This is a genomic window from Olleya sp. R77988 (assembly GCF_044594215.1).
GTDB lineage: Bacteria > Bacteroidota > Bacteroidia > Flavobacteriales > Flavobacteriaceae > Olleya.
In genome coordinates, this window is record NZ_CP138988.1 from 287,314 (window position 1) to 305,032 (window position 17,719).

Genomic DNA, 17,719 nt, shown 5'->3' on the forward strand with positions numbered 1-17,719 from the left:
TTAATAATAAATAAAACAAAAAATTATCATATCCAGAAAACAACACCCAAAATAGTATATATTAGTTGTCATAAAACACGTTGTAACACATTTGAACGGAACCTCAAAATCCGCTATTAAAACTTGAAGTCACTGAATTCTTGGGCAATCAACGGATTTATATTTACATATTTAGATTTATTGTAAACTACGTTTGTCTGAATTCTTTCAATTCTTATTTGTTGAAACTTCATCATTTTTTCATTTATCAAAAATTTTGAATCATAGGTAATGTAATAGTTGGTTTCATTAATTTTATTCGCAATAGATGAATACGACTTCACTGTTTTACGCTCAAACTGACCATAGACTTCCTTTAGGTTTGTATAAAAACCAATAAAACTATCTATTTTTTTACTCGTACTATTTGAGTTCTTTCTTTCAATTTCAATTCCTTTAACTATATATAATTTCATAATTAGAAGTTATTAACAATATTTAGAATATAATTGTCATATTCATATTTAAAAAACTAAATATACATATTTCAAAGTACTTAATGAGTTATTATATTATAATATAAAGCTATATTCTAAAACAACGTTAATAACTCTTAACCAAAGCAGCTGAATTTCAAACAGTTGATACTTATCTTTGTATGGAGATAATAAAACTGAATGGATAAAAAAAGTAAAATAAAAAAGAACATCAAATTCTATAAAAAGGAATTGGAAAAATGGGAATTAAGAATTCTTATATCTCTGGTACTAATTTTTTTAGGAATTACTGTTTTTTACCTTTTTTATTTAAAAGCCAATAATTGGGATATAACAAATATCGATTATGGAACTTTAGAATTACCCAAATTAAGTCTATTAACACCATTAATTTTCTGTTTAGGTTTTTCTGCTAGACAATTTAATTATTACAAAAAGCAATTAGATTTGTACAAACTAAAATATACGGAATCATAAGTTGAAAGCGGAATAAAAACGTGTTACAACAACGTATATAATCCATTGCTAGTGATAGCCTACTTACGAAAATCCTCGCGGATTTTCTATTCGGTTTTTATTTGCTAAATTACGTGCTAAACCACGCAACGTATCATATACAAAACCGTTGTACGCAATTTGAGAAAAACCTAAATCTGAATGAAAAACCCGAAAAAATTGATACTTCAGATTTTAATTTCCTCAAGTGTAATTTTGATTTTACTCGTCGGACTTTTCATTTTTGTGATTAAAAAAAACGGAATTACGGAATTTGATCGAAAGTCAAGTGATTATCAGCCAACAGTTGTTAAAACCGAAAAGACAACGCCTGAATTTGAACGCGGAAAGGAAATTTTTACATCTGACTGCAATGTTTGTCACAAAAGACGTTCGATAATCAATACCTTCAGAATGACAAATGGAATGATGAACGAAATGGGAATTGATTACTTTAAAAAATTTATAACTAATCAAGATTCATTGACAAATGCAAAAGACATTTATGCAACTACAATAAAAGACGATTATGGGAATTTAGCTAATAGCCATAACTTTAAATATTCTGACTCTGAATTAAATGATTTGATTGAATATATAAAAACAGAAAAATAAAAAACCGCGTACAACAACGTGTAAAATTAATTGCTAGTTCTAGCCTACTTACGAATATTCCTGCGGAATATTCTATTCGGTTTTTATTTGCTAAATTAGTTACTTAAACACACAACTAATCTTACACAAACACGTTTCAGCCAATTAAAAAAGAATCATAATGTTTTGGAAACGAAAAACAAAATATGAAAATTTAAAATTAAGCTTAGAAAAAGAGGTTTATGAATATCTAAAAAATAAAGGATTTCAAAAAGACGCTCAAGATTTAGTCTTTAAAAAAAATACAGATTTTGGTTTCGAAATTTTTGAATTAGAATATTTAATAACTTCAGAAGAATTAAAAATTGGGTTTGGACTCAGATTTAATGAAATAGAAGATATTTATGATCAAATTCACCAAATAGAATTACCTAAAAATTCTTTTACTATTTATATTGATTCTTCCCAACTTTTGTATTTTAAAGAAAGGGGAAAGGCTAAATTCTCATTTAATCAAATTGATGATATTAAAATCGGAATAAATAATGTCAAATACATTTTCGAAAATTTCGCTGAATTATATTTTCAAAGATATGGATCAATAGAAAAAGTTAGCAATCTACTTAATAGAAAGAAACACCAAGAAGATTTGAAAGGAAATTTTCAGTTTCACGGAACAAAAGAAGACGCAGCCATTAATGGAATAATTGCTTCGAAAATTCTAAATGAAAAGGATATAGAAGAATTAAAAACAAATCATTTAAGGTGGAATAAATCAAATAAGGATTTGAAATCAATATTCGATTCTATTGATAAATTGAATATTTAGTACATCAAAGTAACTGGCTGTAAGACGTGTATATTTAATTGCTTGATAATGGATAATAAGATACTGGTTAATAATTTCTAAGATAAAAAACTTCTAAACCAGATTCTTTTATTGAGATTCCTTTTTTCAAAGGAATTTTTTACTCAAAAATAACACGACCATTAAACTGTTCTGTAATGTTTATTGTTGGTGGTGTATTGGTTGCAATAACATCTCCTGTACTTACCAAATTAGCAGTTAAGGATTGTTGTGGATTTACAATAATATCATTTGTGCCACGATGATAAATATTTACGTTTTGTGCTATTAGGTTTCTACCTTCAAAACGTCCATCTCCAGAAGCATGATTAACTCTTAAAGTTTCTGTAATACCAGAAATATAGCTTGTTGTCGTGTTATTAATTGTAACTCTTAAAACCATTGCATTTACTTCTATATTAAAAACACCACTATTATAAAAGTCTCCAGAATCGTCTTCTGACCTAAGATTTAATGTGTCAAAATTTAAAACACCAATACTATTGACTGGAAACTGACTACTGTTTCTAATTTCGGTTAGATTAGGTGTGGTAACATAGACTTTAGTTATTCCGTAGTCTCTGGTTAAGTTACAAGCATTATTATCTGTTAGCAGCAATCTTTCATTTTCTACAACAACTTCAATATCATCTATTAAAAACTCTCCAGTTTCAACTACTACTTTTTGAGTTAAACCTTGAGTAACAAATAGCTCGACATCTTTAAAACTTGTAATTTTAGAAAATGCAGAGACTTCAAATTCTTTTTGAATGGTATCTCCAGCATTTTGAAAGCAATCTGGAGCATTTTCTGAGTTACATCCAAATAGTATTACTGCAAATAAAATGTATATAATGTTTTTCATTTTTAAAGTCTTATTCCAATTCCTAATTCTACTGCTTCTGCTTTTGCACCATGGGATTTTAAGGTTAAAGCTCCAAACCATTTTTTATTAAAATAACGTTTTAGACCAACCCTGTTGTACACACGTCCTTCAAAATCAAAAGGATAATACACATAATAACCTAATTGAGTTATTAATGATGTTTTACTAATAAACAACTCGTGTCCAACAAAAAGACCTACACGTTTAAAATCCTCGTCACCAGACACATTATCTAACGGAAAAGCTACAGATTTGTATCTAATATGTGTCTTTAAAAAGTTAGAGAAAAACACATCTGCACCTAACTGAATCGCACTTTTTTTGTTTAATCGCTTATCTGCATAAGCAGACACAATGTAAAAAGCATATTGTCCAGAGTTAATTATATCACTCTCATTAACTCCTGTTCTAAACGCAAAATTGTATTTAATTTTTTCTGTAAATTTTTCTTTGTCGTGTTTAATATACTCTGTTGTTGTATTGTCATCAAAAATATAATTGACACCTAAATTAAAAGTAATACTGTTTATAGAACTGTTAGGTGCTTTTACATTTGCATTAGAATAATGTATTAACGACAATCCTGTTTGCAAACCAAAACCATTAAATAGGTTTTCTTTTTTATAATTAAGCATCAAATAGGTACTACTTAATAAACGTGTACCAAATGCATTGTTTCTAAAATTTTCGACTTTGTCATAAGGGTTAGTATTGTATGCTAAACCTTGTCCAATCCTAAACATTAAATTTCGTTTAAAGAAATAGAAATTATAATGCGCATATACACCTAAGTTTTCTCCTAAAAATTCATTTTTAAAATCTTGATATATAAAAGAAGCTCCATAATCTGGATAATTAAATCGGCTTTCCCAAGCATTATCTCCAAACGTTTTTTGGTTATAACTTAATATAACACCAGTTGGATGACCAGTTATTAAATGTGAGATATCTGTATTATGCTCGGCAATATTTCCGTAGAAAAAATTAGCATCCAATGTATATGATGATTTTTTGTCTTGTGCTTGTAAACACAATACACAAAACAAAAAACTGATTGTTAATATTGACCTCATTAAAAATTAATTAGGTCGCAAAAGTATGCAATTTTACTGTTTTAAAACTTGAATAGTTTAAACAATAGCTTTAACGACTGCTTTTTCTGCTTCCTTCCTAGAACCATCAAATCCATTAATACCACTTACTGTAGTATATTTTAAAACGAATTTTTTTCCTGGATTTAATAATTTATAAGCCGATTGACACATTAAAGTAGCTTCATGAAATCCACAAAGGATTAGCTTTAATTTACCTTCATAAGTATTTACATCTCCAATAGCATAAATGCCTGGAATATTAGTTTGATAGTCTAAAGTATCCACCTTAATGGCGTTTTTTTCTATCTCTAAACCCCAATTTCCAATAGGTCCTAATTTTGGAGATAGTCCAAAAAGAGGTATAAAATGATCTGTTTCTAAAACCGAATCCACACCATCTTTAGTTACTGTTATCCCTTCAATATTATTGTCTCCATGTAATCCTGTAACTTCTGCAGGTGTTATTAAATTTATTTTATTTAATAACTTTAATTCTTGTACTTTTTCTACAGAATCTAATGCACCTCTAAATTCATTTCTTCTATGTATTAAAGTAACCTCTGAAGCAACATCGCTTAAAAACACACTCCAATCTAAAGCAGAATCTCCTCCACCAGCAATAACTACTTTTTTATTTCTATAAACTTCTGGGTCTTTTATAAAATACGCTACACCATTATCTTCGTATTTTTCAATTCCTTCAATTTTTGGTTTTCTAGGCTCAAAACTTCCTAAACCTCCTGCTATTGCAATAATTGGCGCATGGTGTTTAGTACCTTTATTAGTGGTTACAATAAAACTACCATCGTCTTGTTTGTCTATTGTTTCGGCACGTTCACCTAATGTAAAACCTGGTTGAAACTGCTTACCTTGTTCTAATAAATTACTAGTTAAATCTCCAGCTAATATTTCTGGAAATCCAGGAATATCATAGATTGGTTTTTTTGGATATAACTCAGAGCATTGACCACCAGGTTGGGGCAAAGCATCAATTAAATGGCACTTTAATTTTAGCAATCCTGCTTCAAATACAGTAAATAATCCTGTTGGTCCTGCTCCTATTATTAATATATCTGTTTTAATCATGATCTTAAAATTTTTCTACTAATCCTTTAGTAAATTCGTTTAGAGTTTCAACTTTTTGCTCAAAATCCCCTTTTATTGTTTTTCTGTATTTATTTAAATTTTTTACCAAATCATCTATATTTTCTGGGATAACATCTTCAAAAAACTGACGTAATCGTTTTGCTGTTGTTGGTGATTTTCCGTTTGTAGAAATCGCTACTTTTACATTTCCTTTTGTTACAATTCCTCCCATATAAAAATCACAATATGGTGGATTATCTGCTACATTAACTAATATGTTTCTATGCTTACAATCTTTATAAACCATAATGTTTACGTTTATATTATTAGTAGTAGCAATAACAATATGCTTATTGCTTAATAAGGTATTATTATAAACACCATTAATCATTTCTATCCCAAATTTTGTAGCAAGTTCTATAGTTTCTTCTCTAAAAAAAGGAGCTACCATTTGTACTTTTGCATTTGGACTAGATTTTAGCAAAAAACTTAATTTTTCTAAAGCAACGTTTCCACCACCTACAATAAGCACGTTTAACTGTTCTACTTTTAAAAAAATTGGATATAAGTTATTTCTTTCCATCTTTTTTATAAAAAAACAGGTTCAGAAAATCGATTAACATTGTTTGCTTTTTCATACATACCTGATAAATCTACACGTGCATTTACTACTTCTCCAATAATTATTATTGCAGGAGACGATAGTTGCTTTTCTTCAACTATAGTTTCAATTGTGCTAATGGTACCAATACCAATTTTTTTCTGACTTGTGGTTCCATTTTGAATAATTGCAATAGGTGTTTCTGATTTTCCTTCAGAAGAAAAAACTTGAACAATTTCTGACAGTTTTTTCATTCCCATTAATATTACAACACTTGCTGTAGATTTTGCAGCCAAAGCAATATCCTTTGAAAGTTCATGCGATTTTGTTGTACCTGTAATAACCCAAAAACTCTCTGATATATTTCGTTTTGTTAACGGAATACCATGATAAGCTGGTACTGCTGAAGATGATGAAATACCAGGAACCATTGCAACTTCAATTGCATAATCCTTTGCATATTCAAGCTCTTCTGCGCCACGACCAAAAATAAATGGATCACCTCCTTTTAACCTAACCACATGTCCACATCTTAATGCACGCTCTACAATCATTTCGTTAATTTGATCTTGATGAAAAGCATAGCAACCTACACGTTTGCCAACAAAAATTAGCTCTGCATTTTCTGACGCATAGTCTAATAACTTGACATTTACAAGCGCATCATACAAAATAACATCTGCAGATTTGATGGCTTTTACAGCTTTTAATGTTATTAAATCTGGATCTCCTGGACCTGCTCCAACTACTGTTAATTTTGGTGTTTCCATTAGTTTACTTTTGTTAATTCTATTAATCTGTATCCTCTTACTGCTTCTAAAAATACTTCTGCACTTTTTATGTAATTAGCAGCAAAGTCCTTGGTTGGTGTATGTACTTTTATTTGATAAATTAAGTCTGAAAAACTAGTCCCTAATTCAATCTTTTTAGTGCTAACAAACTGCTGATCAAACTGACTAATAATTCCAGCTTGTGTATTTGTTTTTATGTTTTCTGAGAGTAATATTGCTTTCGCGGAATTAACCATCGATCGATACGCTTCATATATTGCACTAGAATATACTTTGTTTGTGTATGCCTCTTTAGCTTCGGCAATTTTTTCTTCACTTTCTAAAAACAATGTTGCTATTAAATCGATTACAACTCCTGCACATTCGCCAATTCCAATAGCTTTAACGTATTCTTCTTCTGTTCCCCAATCAATAAAGTCTTCTTGAGTTAAATTATCTATACTTGATAAATCTGTTAGATAATTATAAAAATATTTTTCTCCTTTTTCTTGATAGTAATCTGCAAATATTTTTCCTCTCCCATTCGCATCAAAATCGTTTAAAATACGCCTTAAAGCTTCTGGTTCACGACGACTAGGTATTTTTACTACTTTGTCTGAAAATGTTGCATTTCCATTTCCTTTATTTCCTCCTCCTAATAACACTTGAAGTGCTGGAGCAACTAATTTATCTTTAGTACGAATTGACATACCTTGAAATCCTATGTTTGCCATATTGTGTTGTCCACAAGCATTCATACAACCACTAATTTTAATAACTAAATCTTCGTTTTTTAGGTATTGTGGGTATTCTGCTTTTATAACTCGTTCTAGTTCTTCTGCTATTCCTGTACTACTTGAAATACCCAAGTTACAAGTGTCTGTTCCTGGACAGGCTGTAATATCAACCGCTTTGTTATAACCAGCTTCTGTAAAACCAAGTTTTGATAATTCTTGATAGAAAAATGGAATTAAATCTGCTTTAACAAACGGAATGACAATATTTTGTCTTAATGTTAAACGAATTTCTCCTGCTGCATAATTTTCTACTAAATCTGCTAATAAACGTGCTTTGTCTGTATAAAAATCTCCTAATAATACTTTTATACCAATTGCAACATAACCTTCTTGTTTTTGCTTAATAATATTAGTTTCTTTCCAGATATTAAAAGCGTTTTGGTCTTTAATTTCTACTTTTGGTGCTTCAACCGTTACAGGAACTGAAGCCTTATAGTTTGCTTCATCAATAACAATAGTTTTAAACTCTATTGCATTTTGTTCAGCCTCGACCAACTCTTTAAAGGCATCCAGTCCTATATCCTTTATTAAAAATTTTAACCTTGCTTTGGCACGACTTTTACGTTCTCCATAACGGTCAAAAACCCTTAAAACACCTTCCATTAATGGAATTATTTTATCTGAAGCCAAAAAATCAAACAGCTTATCTGCGTGTCTTGGTTGCGATCCTAATCCACCACCAATCATAACTTTAAATCCTTTTACACCTTCTTTAATTTTGGCTATAAAACCTAAATCATGCATGTAAGACAAGCCAGTATCTTCGTCTGTTCCAGAAAAAGACACTTTAAACTTTCGTCCCATTTCTTGGCAAATTGAGTTACGTAAAAAGAATTTAAAAACTGCATCTGCATAAGGTGATACATCAAAAGGTTCGTTTATATCTATTCCAGCTGTTTCGCTAGCAGTAACATTTCTAACAGCATTACCACAAGCTTCTCTTAAGGTTATATTGTCGCGTTCTAATTCTGCCCAAAGTTCTGGCGTTCGATTTAAATCTACATAATGAATTTGAATATCTTGACGTGTTGTAATATGTAATCTACTTCTAGAATATTCATCCGAAACCTCAGCAATACGACGTAATTGGTTACTTAACACTTTTCCGTAAGGTAGTTTTATACGAATCATTTGCACACCTTCTTGACGCTGACCATAAACACCACGAGCTAAACGTAAGCTTCTAAATTTTTCTTCGTCAATTTTTCCGTTATGAAACAGCTCAATCTTATTGGCTAACTCAATTATATCCTTTTGTACTAAAGGATTTTCTATTTCGGTTCTAAAACTTTGCATTATTTATTATATAATTCCTATAGATTTAATAGGATAAATTAAAAAAATTCACTTAACTTGACTATTAATTATTGAAGGTGTATACCACACTCTCTATTTTGCAGAGCCTTAATAGGATCAAAATAACCAACATTTTTTGGTAAATTATTCTGTTGGATATAAATATCCAAATCTGCATTTGTCCAGTAATAAAAAGGACTAACCTTTAAAATTCCGTCCTTACTAAAGCTTAAAATATCTTTTTTGTCTCTTAACTCTGTTTGCCTAACTCTGATATTAGTAAACCATAAATCTGGAGTATTTTCTTTTAAAGCGCGTCTAAAAGGCTCAAGTTTTACAACTTCAGAAAACTTATCATGATTGTCATCTTCCAAAGTAGGTAAGCCAATTGTTTCATCAATTTCTTTTTTTGTTTTTAAGGATTGATATTTTAAAATATTTAATTGGTACTCAGAAATTAAATTATTAGCATGTATATAAGTACTAGGTTGATTATATAAAGTATCGCACCAAATAACTTTAATTGCTTTATCATGTTTGTTAATTGTTGAAAGCAATACAGACGAATAAACACCAAAGCTAGTTGTGACAATTCTATTATCTGTAAGCTTAAGAGCCCATTGTATAATTTGGTTTGGAGTCTTATGTCTTAATTGAGCATTTAAACTAACTATATCTAAGTTTTTTAAATTCATTTTTATAATTCTTATTAATTTATTCTAATTACCCTATAGAATTACTAGGATAATAATGCAAACCTATATAAAATATATAAACTAACGGTTAATTATATGATAAAAAATACGTGGAGTTATTGCTAATTTGATAAATCAGCCAAAGTCGTGTTTCTAAAAATCTTAAGTGTGCTATCTCTAACCTGCAACATTATTTTATTAACTGCACATTTGTTTTCATCTGGACAGTCATCACATTTTTCGTAAAAATTTAAACTAACACACGGAACCATAGCAATTGGTCCTTCAAGAATACGCATTACTGCAGTCATAGGTATATCTTTAGGATCTTTTAGTAAATAATATCCACCACCTTTTCCTTTTTTAGAACCTAAAAACCCATTTTTACGAAGTGTTAATAATATGCTTTCTAAAAACTTAAGCGAAATGTTCTCGCTTTCAGATATTGTAGCAATTTGAATTGGGACACTTCTATCTTGTCTTGCAAGATAAGTCAAAGCCTTAATTCCGTATTTTGTTTTTTTAGATAACATGTTGGTAAATATAAGTGTTTTAAAAACACTATATTAATTTGAAGTATGCGTTTTTTCTAAAGCATAAAACGTCACTTGAGCATAATCATCACTATCTCCTGTGTTATTTAAATGATATATTCCAGCTTTAAAATACATATATTGTCCTCCAACATTAAAACCACTATTTGACATATCAACAGTTGAAACAACATCAGGTTTTCCTTCTCTAATAATTGTAACAGTTAAAATGTCTCCAACAGTTTTAATAGTATAGCTAAATTTTTCGTCAAGCGCTATTCCATCTGTAGGATTAGAAATATTATTATCTCTAGAACCTATCATATTATACCATTGCTCACTTCCGTTTCCATCAGTAGGCTCATGAGCAAAATAGATAGAGCCTAAAGCATTATTGCTTAACTTTCTATAGTATAATCTAATAGGCTCATCATCATTTGCATGTATTTGCCCAATAACCACTCTTCCAATATGGCTATTACTACCAGTAGTTGTCACATGATTAATAGCTAGTGTTGCGTTCATTTCTCCATCATAGCCTGCAGCAGCAATTTTATCTGATGCTGGAGCAGTACCAAAAACCCAATTATTTTTATTAACACCTTGTGTACTAATACTTGTATTTGTACCTCTAAGCATCTCTCGTAACTCTACCCTTGTATAACTAGTATTTGTTGATGTTGTATAACCATCTACAGGACATTTAAAAACCAATCCTCCATCAGTTCCTGTATAAAAATAATTACTGTTTTGATAACCTGCATTAATTTCTGAAACAGATATAGTCTTAGAGAGACCACTACCATTATTCTCTGGTGTATTTAATTTCCATGTTGATAAATCAAAATTTTCTGAGGGTGCATTATTTGGGTCTAAATCTTCTGAATTATCTTCTGCTGCTACTTGTGTAATTGTAATATCTCTTGAAATATTACCACCAGAAACCGTTACTATTCCTGTACGATTATTAAATGTTGGATTTGCTTCAACAGAAATACCTAATAAACTATTATTGCTTCCATTTAAAGAAGTAACTTCAATCCAACTAACAGCTTCGGTTACAGTCCAATTTAGATTAGAGGTTATAGTTACAAATTGTGTTTCTTGGCTTGCTGAAAACCCTGTAACTGAAGATACATTTAAATTTCCTACAAACTCATCTTCATTGGAATTGTTAGAACTACAACTAAATAAAAGTAAAAACGTAAATGCAATACTTAATAATTTCATAACATCTTTTTTTTCAAAAATAACTCTTTTCTACTTAAAAAAGCTGAGATGCAATTGCTTTTACATTATCGCTTTTTCCCATAGAATAATAATGTAAAACTGGTACGTTTTCAGCTTTTAACTCTTTAGATTGTTGGATTGCCCATTCTACACCAACTTGTCTTACTTCTTTATTGTTTTTACAGTTTTCAACAGCTTTTATTAAATCTTCTGGTAAATCTATTTTAAAGACTTGTGGTAACAACTGTAAATGACGGTTGACTGCCAAAGGTTTTATTCCTGGTATAATTGGGACATTAATACCTTCTTTTTTAGCTTCTTCAACAAAATCAAAATACTTTTTATTATCAAAAAACATTTGTGTAACTACATAATCTGCACCTGCATCTACCTTTTGCTTTAACCGTTTTAAATCGGTTTGTAAAGATGGTGCTTCAATATGTTTTTCTGGATAACCTGCAACACCAATACAAAAATCAGATTTATCATCTGCTTCAATTACATCATGCAAATATTTTCCACAATTAAGGTTTTGGATCTGACTAACCAAATCTTTTGCAAATTGGTGTCCTCCTTTAGAAGCTTCAAAATATTTTTGATGACTCATCGCATCTCCACGTAAAGCCATTACATTTTCAATGCCTAAATAATGACAATCCACTAACAAGTATTCTGTTTCTTCTTTTGTAAAACCTCCACACAACACATGAGGTACAGTATCCACATTATATTTATGTTTTATCGCTGCGCAAATACCTACTGTTCCTGGACGCATTCTTGTTATTTTTCTGTCTAACAAGCCTTCTTTTTCTATATAAATATATTCTTCTCTAGACGTTGTAACGTCAATAAAAGGTGGATTAAATTCCATTAAAGGATCTATATTATTATATAAATCCTGAATGTTTTTTCCTTTTTTTGGTGGAATAATTTCAAACGAAAATAGCGTTTTTCCGTTAGCGTTTTTTATGTGATCTGTTACTTTCATAGTATTTCCCACGAAAGTGGGAATCTGTTTAATTATTACTAAATTTTATTTTTTTGGCGTTACCTAAAAAGGTCGGGCTTTACGTTACAATCTTTTTACTTGTTCTCGATACAATACTCCTTACAGTCGTATCACTCGAACTGACGTAAAAAGGATTTCCTCTTCAATCCCTAACGCACTAATCAGCCAAGTTTGGATTTAGCCATTTTCTGGCTTCATCATCTGTAATGTTTCTTCTTTTAACGTAATCTTTTAATTGGTCTTCGGTTATTTTTCCTAAACCAAAATACTTTGCTTCAGGGTTTCCAAAATAATAACCACTTACACTAGCTGCTGGCCACATTGCTAAGCTTTCTGTTAATTGTACTCCTATATTTTTTTCAACATCTAAAAGTTTCCAAATGGTTTGTTTTTCCAGATGATCTGGACACGCAGGATAGCCTGGAGCTGGTCTTATCCCTTTATAATTTTCTTTAATTAATTCTTGATTTGACAATGTTTCATTTGTTGCATAAGCCCAATGGTTTGTTCTTACTTCTTTATGTAAATATTCGGCAAAAGCTTCGGCTAACCTGTCTGCTAATGCTTTTATCATAATTGAATTATAATCGTCATTATCTGCTTCAAATTGTTTTGCTAATTCTGCTGTACCAAAACCTGTCGAGACACAAAACGTCCCTATATAATCTTGAACACCTGTTTTTTTTGGTGCTATAAAATCTGCTAATGCATGATTTGGAACACCATCTCTTTTTTTAAGTTGTTGACGTAAGGTTAGGAAGGTGAACTTTTGTTGTTGAGATGCTTTGACATGCTTAGCATGACATTGTACTTCTATATCATCATCATTTACAGAATTTGCTGGAAACAATCCAAAAATTGCTTTCGCTTTTAAAAGTTTTTCATTAAAAATGCGTTTTAATAATTCTTGTGCATCTGCAAATAATTCGGTTGCTTGTTCTCCAACAACATTGTCTGTTAAAATGTCTGGATATTTTCCGTGTAAATCCCAACTTCTAAAAAATGGTGACCAATCTATAAAATCTTCTAGTTTGGCAATGTCAAAGTCTTCAATAATTTGAATTCCTAAAGTTTTAGGCTTAACAATTTCTGAAGTTTTCCAATCTATTTTATATTTTCTTTTTCTAGCTTCTTCAATTGAAATATATTCTTTTTGCTTTGTTCTGTTTAAAAATTTTGCTCTAAACTTATCGTATTCGGCTCTAATTTCGTCCTTAAAAATCTGACTGTCTTCTTTTAATAAATCACCAACAACTGTTACTGCTCTTGATGCATCATTAATATGCACAACGGTTTCGTTATAATGAGGTGCAATTTTAACTGATGTATGTGCTTTAGAGGTTGTTGCACCTCCAATAATTAACGGAACTTTAAAGTTTTGCTTCTCCATTTCTTTTGAAACGTATACCATTTCGTCCAAAGAAGGTGTAATTAATCCACTTAAGCCAATTATATCTACTTGTTCCTTTTTTGCTTCTTCAATAATTTTTTCTGGCGGAACCATTACGCCTAAATCAATAATCTCATAATTGTTACATCCTAAAACAACACTGACTATGTTTTTTCCAATATCATGCACATCACCTTTTACAGTTGCCATTAAAATCTTACCTGCATATTCTTGTTTTCCGTCTTTTTCTGCTTCAATAAATGGTTGCAAATAAGCAACCGCTTTTTTCATTACTCTTGCCGATTTTACCACTTGGGGTAAAAACATTTTTCCGCTACCAAAGAGGTCTCCAACTACATTCATTCCAATCATTAAATGACCTTCAATTACTTCTATTGGCTTGTTTGCTTCTTGTCTTGCTTGCTCTACATCTTCAACAATAAAGGCATCGACACCTTTTACTAAACTATGTGTAATACGTTCTTGCAATGGTTTGTTTCTCCACTCTTGAACAGTTATTTCTGTTTCTTTTTTATTTCCTTTTACGGTTTCTGCAAATTCAATTAGATGTTCTGTTGCTTCTTCGTTTCTATCAAATAAAACATCTTCTACTAATTGCAATAATTTAGGATCAATCTCATCATAAATCTCCAACATAGTTGGGTTTACAATTCCTAAATTCATTCCATTTTTAATAGCATGATATAAAAAAGCAGAGTGCATTGCTTCTCTAACTGTATTGTTTCCTCTAAAAGAAAAAGACACATTACTTACTCCTCCAGATACGTTTGCATAAGGAAGATTCTCTCTAATCCACTTGGTAGCATTAAAGAAATCTAATGCGTTTTTTCTGTGCTCATCCATTCCTGTTGCAACAGGAAAAATATTAGGATCAAAGATGATATCTTGAGGTTTAAATTTTACTTCATTAACCAAAATATGATAGGATCTTTTACAAATATCTATACGTCTTTGATAGGTGTCTGCTTGTCCAACCTCATCAAAAGCCATTACAATTACAGCTGCTCCATAACGTCTTACTAGTTTTGCTTGACGTTTAAACTCGGCTTCACCTTCTTTTAAACTTATAGAATTTACAACACATTTACCTTGTGCTACTTTTAATCCAGCTTCAATGATTTCCCACTTAGAACTGTCAATCATTATTGGCACACGCGCAATATCTGGCTCTGATGCAATAAGGTTTAAAAATGTTGTCATAGCGTAAACGCCATCCAACATACCTTCGTCCATATTAACGTCAATAATTTGTGCACCACCTTCTACTTGGTCTCTTGCTACCGCTAAAGCTTCTTCGTATTTTTCTTCTTTTATTAGTCTTAAAAACTTTCTAGAACCTGTAACATTGGTACGTTCTCCAACGTTAATAAAGTTTGATTCTGGTGTAACCACTAGTGGCTCTAAACCAGAAAGTGTTAAATATTTTTGACAGTCGCTCTCCATTATTTATAATGTTCTACTTTAGGGAATGGTTGATAAAAATGATGTAATAAATTTTTCCAATCTTGATATTTTTCAGACGTTCTAAAACCTATTTCATGATCTTCAATAGTTTCCCAATTAACTAGTAATATGTATTTATTTTCTTGCTCGATACATTTTTTTAACTGATGAGAAATGTATCCTTTGTTTGATGCTATAATTGATTCTGCTTTTTTGAAATTAGTTTCAAAATCTTGAGACAATCCTTTTTTAATGTTTAAAATGGCTACTTCTAAAATCATTTTTAGTTTTTGATTTTTCTAGGCTTAAACTTTGCTGAAACTTCAGCAATAGCCTTTATATGCTCTGGACTTGTACCACAACAGCCTCCAATAATATTTATTAAATCGTATTTTAAATAAGACTCTATAAAACTTTGCATTTGCTTTGGTGACTCATCATACTCTCCAAAAGCATTTGGTAATCCTGCGTTTGGATGTGCTGATGTATAAAACTGTGTTTGATCTGACAAACGCTTTAAATAAGGCTGTAATTGCTCTGCTCCTAAAGCACAATTAAAACCTACACTTAATAATGGAATATGTGAAATTGAAGCTAAAAAAGCTTCAACTGTTTGACCAGATAATGTACGACCAGAAGCATCAGTAATAGTTCCAGAAACCATAATTGGAATATCGATATTACGTGCTTCCTTAACCTCTTCAATTGCAAATAAAGCTGCTTTTGCATTTAGTGTGTCAAATATAGTTTCGACTAAAAGCACATCTACTCCACCATCAATTAATGCTTCTACTTGTTGTTTATAAGCGAGTCTTAACTCATCAAAAGTTACAGCTCTATATTCTGGTTTATTAACATCTGGAGATAAGCTTGCAGTACGATTTGTTGGTCCAATACTACCAGCAACAAAACGTGGTTTGTCGGGATTAGCATTAGTAAATTGATTAGCTACATGTTTAGCAATCTTAGCAGATTCAAAGTTAAGCTCATACACTAAATCTTCCATATTATAATCTGCCATAGCGATTGTTGTACCAGAAAACGTGTTGGTTTCTACAATATCTGCTCCAGCTTCAAAATACTTACGATGGATATCTGCTATAGCGTTTGGTTGCGTTAATGATAACAAATCATTGTTTCCTTTTAAAGAAGAAGGGTAGTCTTTAAAACGCTCTCCACGAAAATCTTCTTCTTGAAAATCGTATTGCTGAAGCATAGTTCCCATTGCTCCATCAAGGACTAAAATTCGTTTTTGTAATTCTTGTTTTATGTTTGCCATTATTAAGATTCTAATGCTTGTTTTATGTCATTAATAATATCTTCTGTATGTTCTAATCCTACCGAAACACGAACTAATCCAGGTGTTATACCTGCTTCCAATCTTTCCTCTTCGCTAAGTTTTGCATGTGTTGTTGATGCTGGATGCGTTACAATTGTTCTAGTATCTCCTAAATTTGCTGACAATGATAACAATTTTATTGCATTAATAAATTGTCTACCAGCTTCTATACCTCCTTTTATTTCAAAAGCTATAATATTACCACCTAATTTCATTTGCTTTTTAGCTAATGCGTGTTGAGGATGCGATTTTAAAAATGGATATTTTACTAAATTTACATTAGTATTAGCCTCTAAAAACTCTGCTACTTTTAAAGCGTTTTCACAATGTTTGTCAACCCTTACTGCTAATGTTTCTAAACTTTTAGATAAAACCCAAGCATTAAAAGGTGATAACGCTGAACCTGTGTTTCTGGAAAACAAATAGATTTGCTTTATTAAATCTGCTTTACCTACTGTTACACCACCTAAAACACGTCCTTGACCATCAATTAATTTTGTTGCTGAATGTATAACCAAATCTGCACCAAACTTAATTGGTTGCTGTAAATAAGGTGTTGCAAAACAATTATCTATAATTAAAAGTAAATTATGTTTTTTTGCAATTTGACCAAGTAATTCTAAATCTAGAATATCTACTGCTGGATTTGTTGGGCTTTCTGCATAAATTACTTTAGTATTGGGTTGTATGAGACTTTCTATTGTATTTAATTGATTAAATTTAAAATAGTCTGTAGAGATCTTCCACTTTGGTAAAATATTTTTAAACATGGTTTGGGTTGAACCAAAAATACTTCCAGATGATATAATATGATCTCCAGCATTTAACAATGAAGCAAATGTAGAGAATACTGCAGACATACCTGTTGCAAATGCATAACCACTTTCTGCACCTTCCATCTTACATATTTTATCTATAAACTCTGTGGTATTTGGGTTGGAATAACGACTGTAAATGTTACGTTGCTTTTCATCTGCAAAAGACGCTCTCATATCTTCTGCATCTTCAAAAACATAGCTAGAAGTTAAGTACATAGGAGTAGAATGTTCTAAAAATTGAGAACGTTCTGTTTGTGTGCGAATAGCATCAGTTTCTATATGGTTACTCATATTATTTT

The 17,719-nt window shown here is 30.8% G+C and carries 18 protein-coding genes; 3 read left to right on the forward strand and 15 right to left on the reverse strand.

Annotated elements, in window-relative coordinates; all coding sequences use genetic code 11:
• Positions 1–116 precede the first annotated feature (116 nt).
• Complete coding sequence (locus tag SJY17_RS01350; protein WP_397363650.1) at positions 117–455, reverse strand: hypothetical protein; 339 nt, start codon at positions 453–455, stop codon at positions 117–119.
• A 201-nt stretch (positions 456–656) separates the two neighbouring features.
• Between SJY17_RS01350 and SJY17_RS01355 the strand changes: the two genes are divergently transcribed.
• The 3 genes from SJY17_RS01355 (at position 657) to SJY17_RS01365 (ending at position 2,394) form a co-directional block, all read left to right on the forward strand.
• Positions 657–953, forward strand: a complete 297-nt coding sequence (locus SJY17_RS01355; protein WP_397363651.1) for a hypothetical protein — start codon at positions 657–659, stop codon at positions 951–953.
• 180 nt (positions 954–1,133) lie between these two features.
• On the forward strand, positions 1,134–1,586 hold the full coding sequence (locus SJY17_RS01360) for a c-type cytochrome (protein WP_397363652.1): 453 nt from the start codon (positions 1,134–1,136) through the stop codon (positions 1,584–1,586).
• Positions 1,587–1,746: 160 nt separating this feature from the next.
• Entirely contained in the window at positions 1,747–2,394 is a 648-nt protein-coding gene (locus SJY17_RS01365) for a hypothetical protein (RefSeq protein ID WP_397363653.1), read from the forward strand.
• 139 nt (positions 2,395–2,533) lie between these two features.
• Here the strand turns inward: SJY17_RS01365 and SJY17_RS01370 are convergent, their stop codons facing one another.
• The 14 genes from SJY17_RS01370 to SJY17_RS01435 form a co-directional block, all read right to left on the reverse strand.
• Complete coding sequence (locus tag SJY17_RS01370) at positions 2,534–3,277, reverse strand: head GIN domain-containing protein (RefSeq protein ID WP_397363654.1); 744 nt, start codon at positions 3,275–3,277, stop codon at positions 2,534–2,536.
• A 2-nt stretch (positions 3,278–3,279) separates the two neighbouring features.
• Positions 3,280–4,371, reverse strand: coding sequence for an acyloxyacyl hydrolase (locus SJY17_RS01375; protein ID WP_397363655.1), 1,092 nt, complete (start codon positions 4,369–4,371; stop codon positions 3,280–3,282).
• A gap of 57 nt (positions 4,372–4,428) precedes the next feature.
• Entirely contained in the window at positions 4,429–5,478 is a 1,050-nt protein-coding gene (locus SJY17_RS01380) for an NAD(P)/FAD-dependent oxidoreductase (protein ID WP_397363657.1), read from the reverse strand.
• 4 nt (positions 5,479–5,482) lie between these two features.
• Positions 5,483–6,061: a bifunctional precorrin-2 dehydrogenase/sirohydrochlorin ferrochelatase gene (locus SJY17_RS01385; protein WP_397363659.1), complete on the reverse strand. Its 579-nt coding sequence runs from the start codon at positions 6,059–6,061 to the stop codon at positions 5,483–5,485.
• Positions 6,062–6,066: 5 nt separating this feature from the next.
• On the reverse strand, positions 6,067–6,849 hold the full coding sequence (gene cobA, locus SJY17_RS01390) for a uroporphyrinogen-III C-methyltransferase (RefSeq protein ID WP_397363660.1): 783 nt from the start codon (positions 6,847–6,849) through the stop codon (positions 6,067–6,069).
• Entirely contained in the window at positions 6,849–8,942 is a 2,094-nt protein-coding gene (locus SJY17_RS01395; protein WP_397363661.1) for a HEPN domain-containing protein, read from the reverse strand. Before SJY17_RS01395 ends, cobA begins: the two co-directional genes overlap by 1 nt.
• Before the next feature lie 68 nt (positions 8,943–9,010).
• Positions 9,011–9,637, reverse strand: coding sequence for a phosphoadenosine phosphosulfate reductase family protein (locus SJY17_RS01400; protein ID WP_397363662.1), 627 nt, complete (start codon positions 9,635–9,637; stop codon positions 9,011–9,013).
• A gap of 122 nt (positions 9,638–9,759) precedes the next feature.
• On the reverse strand, positions 9,760–10,170 hold the full coding sequence (locus tag SJY17_RS01405) for an RrF2 family transcriptional regulator (RefSeq protein WP_397363663.1): 411 nt from the start codon (positions 10,168–10,170) through the stop codon (positions 9,760–9,762).
• 33 nt (positions 10,171–10,203) lie between these two features.
• Positions 10,204–11,400 (reverse strand): polysaccharide lyase family 7 protein, encoded by a 1,197-nt coding sequence (locus SJY17_RS01410; protein WP_397363664.1) that lies wholly within the window; start codon positions 11,398–11,400, stop codon positions 10,204–10,206.
• Positions 11,401–11,434: 34 nt separating this feature from the next.
• Positions 11,435–12,388, reverse strand: coding sequence for a methylenetetrahydrofolate reductase [NAD(P)H] (gene metF / locus SJY17_RS01415; RefSeq protein ID WP_397363665.1), 954 nt, complete (start codon positions 12,386–12,388; stop codon positions 11,435–11,437).
• A gap of 178 nt (positions 12,389–12,566) precedes the next feature.
• Complete coding sequence (gene metH, locus SJY17_RS01420; RefSeq protein ID WP_397363666.1) at positions 12,567–15,263, reverse strand: methionine synthase; 2,697 nt, start codon at positions 15,261–15,263, stop codon at positions 12,567–12,569.
• Positions 15,263–15,544 carry an antibiotic biosynthesis monooxygenase family protein gene (locus tag SJY17_RS01425; RefSeq protein ID WP_397363667.1) on the reverse strand — a complete coding sequence of 94 codons (282 nt, stop codon included), beginning with the start codon at positions 15,542–15,544 and terminating at the stop codon, positions 15,263–15,265. Before SJY17_RS01425 ends, metH begins: the two co-directional genes overlap by 1 nt.
• 2 nt (positions 15,545–15,546) lie before the next feature.
• The gene (locus SJY17_RS01430; RefSeq protein ID WP_397363668.1) at positions 15,547–16,542 is read right to left on the reverse strand and encodes a homocysteine S-methyltransferase family protein; all 996 of its coding nucleotides are present in this window, start codon (positions 16,540–16,542) and stop codon (positions 15,547–15,549) included.
• 2 nt (positions 16,543–16,544) lie between these two features.
• The gene (locus SJY17_RS01435; RefSeq protein WP_397363669.1) at positions 16,545–17,711 is read right to left on the reverse strand and encodes a trans-sulfuration enzyme family protein; all 1,167 of its coding nucleotides are present in this window, start codon (positions 17,709–17,711) and stop codon (positions 16,545–16,547) included.
• Positions 17,712–17,719: the final 8 nt, after the last annotated feature.

What these genes read in the sequence shown, in the direction of transcription:
- SJY17_RS01350 (WP_397363650.1), bottom strand. Translation starts at nt 455, where the DNA reads ATGAAATTATATATAGTTAAAGGAATTGAAATTGAAAGAAAGAACTCA.
- SJY17_RS01405 (WP_397363663.1), bottom strand. Translation starts at nt 10,170, where the DNA reads ATGTTATCTAAAAAAACAAAATACGGAATTAAGGCTTTGACTTATCTT.
- SJY17_RS01355 (WP_397363651.1), top strand. Translation starts at nt 657, where the DNA reads ATGGATAAAAAAAGTAAAATAAAAAAGAACATCAAATTCTATAAAAAG.
- SJY17_RS01365 (WP_397363653.1), top strand. Translation starts at nt 1,747, where the DNA reads ATGTTTTGGAAACGAAAAACAAAATATGAAAATTTAAAATTAAGCTTA.
- SJY17_RS01380 (WP_397363657.1), bottom strand. Translation starts at nt 5,478, where the DNA reads ATGATTAAAACAGATATATTAATAATAGGAGCAGGACCAACAGGATTA.
- SJY17_RS01425 (WP_397363667.1), bottom strand. Translation starts at nt 15,544, where the DNA reads ATGATTTTAGAAGTAGCCATTTTAAACATTAAAAAAGGATTGTCTCAA.
- metH (WP_397363666.1), bottom strand. Translation starts at nt 15,263, where the DNA reads ATGGAGAGCGACTGTCAAAAATATTTAACACTTTCTGGTTTAGAGCCA.
- SJY17_RS01410 (WP_397363664.1), bottom strand. Translation starts at nt 11,400, where the DNA reads ATGAAATTATTAAGTATTGCATTTACGTTTTTACTTTTATTTAGTTGT.
- SJY17_RS01400 (WP_397363662.1), bottom strand. Translation starts at nt 9,637, where the DNA reads ATGAATTTAAAAAACTTAGATATAGTTAGTTTAAATGCTCAATTAAGA.
- SJY17_RS01395 (WP_397363661.1), bottom strand. Translation starts at nt 8,942, where the DNA reads ATGCAAAGTTTTAGAACCGAAATAGAAAATCCTTTAGTACAAAAGGAT.
- SJY17_RS01435 (WP_397363669.1), bottom strand. Translation starts at nt 17,711, where the DNA reads ATGAGTAACCATATAGAAACTGATGCTATTCGCACACAAACAGAACGT.
- SJY17_RS01375 (WP_397363655.1), bottom strand. Translation starts at nt 4,371, where the DNA reads ATGAGGTCAATATTAACAATCAGTTTTTTGTTTTGTGTATTGTGTTTA.
- SJY17_RS01370 (WP_397363654.1), bottom strand. Translation starts at nt 3,277, where the DNA reads ATGAAAAACATTATATACATTTTATTTGCAGTAATACTATTTGGATGT.
- SJY17_RS01430 (WP_397363668.1), bottom strand. Translation starts at nt 16,542, where the DNA reads ATGGCAAACATAAAACAAGAATTACAAAAACGAATTTTAGTCCTTGAT.
- metF (WP_397363665.1), bottom strand. Translation starts at nt 12,388, where the DNA reads ATGAAAGTAACAGATCACATAAAAAACGCTAACGGAAAAACGCTATTT.
- cobA (WP_397363660.1), bottom strand. Translation starts at nt 6,849, where the DNA reads ATGGAAACACCAAAATTAACAGTAGTTGGAGCAGGTCCAGGAGATCCA.
- SJY17_RS01385 (WP_397363659.1), bottom strand. Translation starts at nt 6,061, where the DNA reads ATGGAAAGAAATAACTTATATCCAATTTTTTTAAAAGTAGAACAGTTA.
- SJY17_RS01360 (WP_397363652.1), top strand. Translation starts at nt 1,134, where the DNA reads ATGAAAAACCCGAAAAAATTGATACTTCAGATTTTAATTTCCTCAAGT.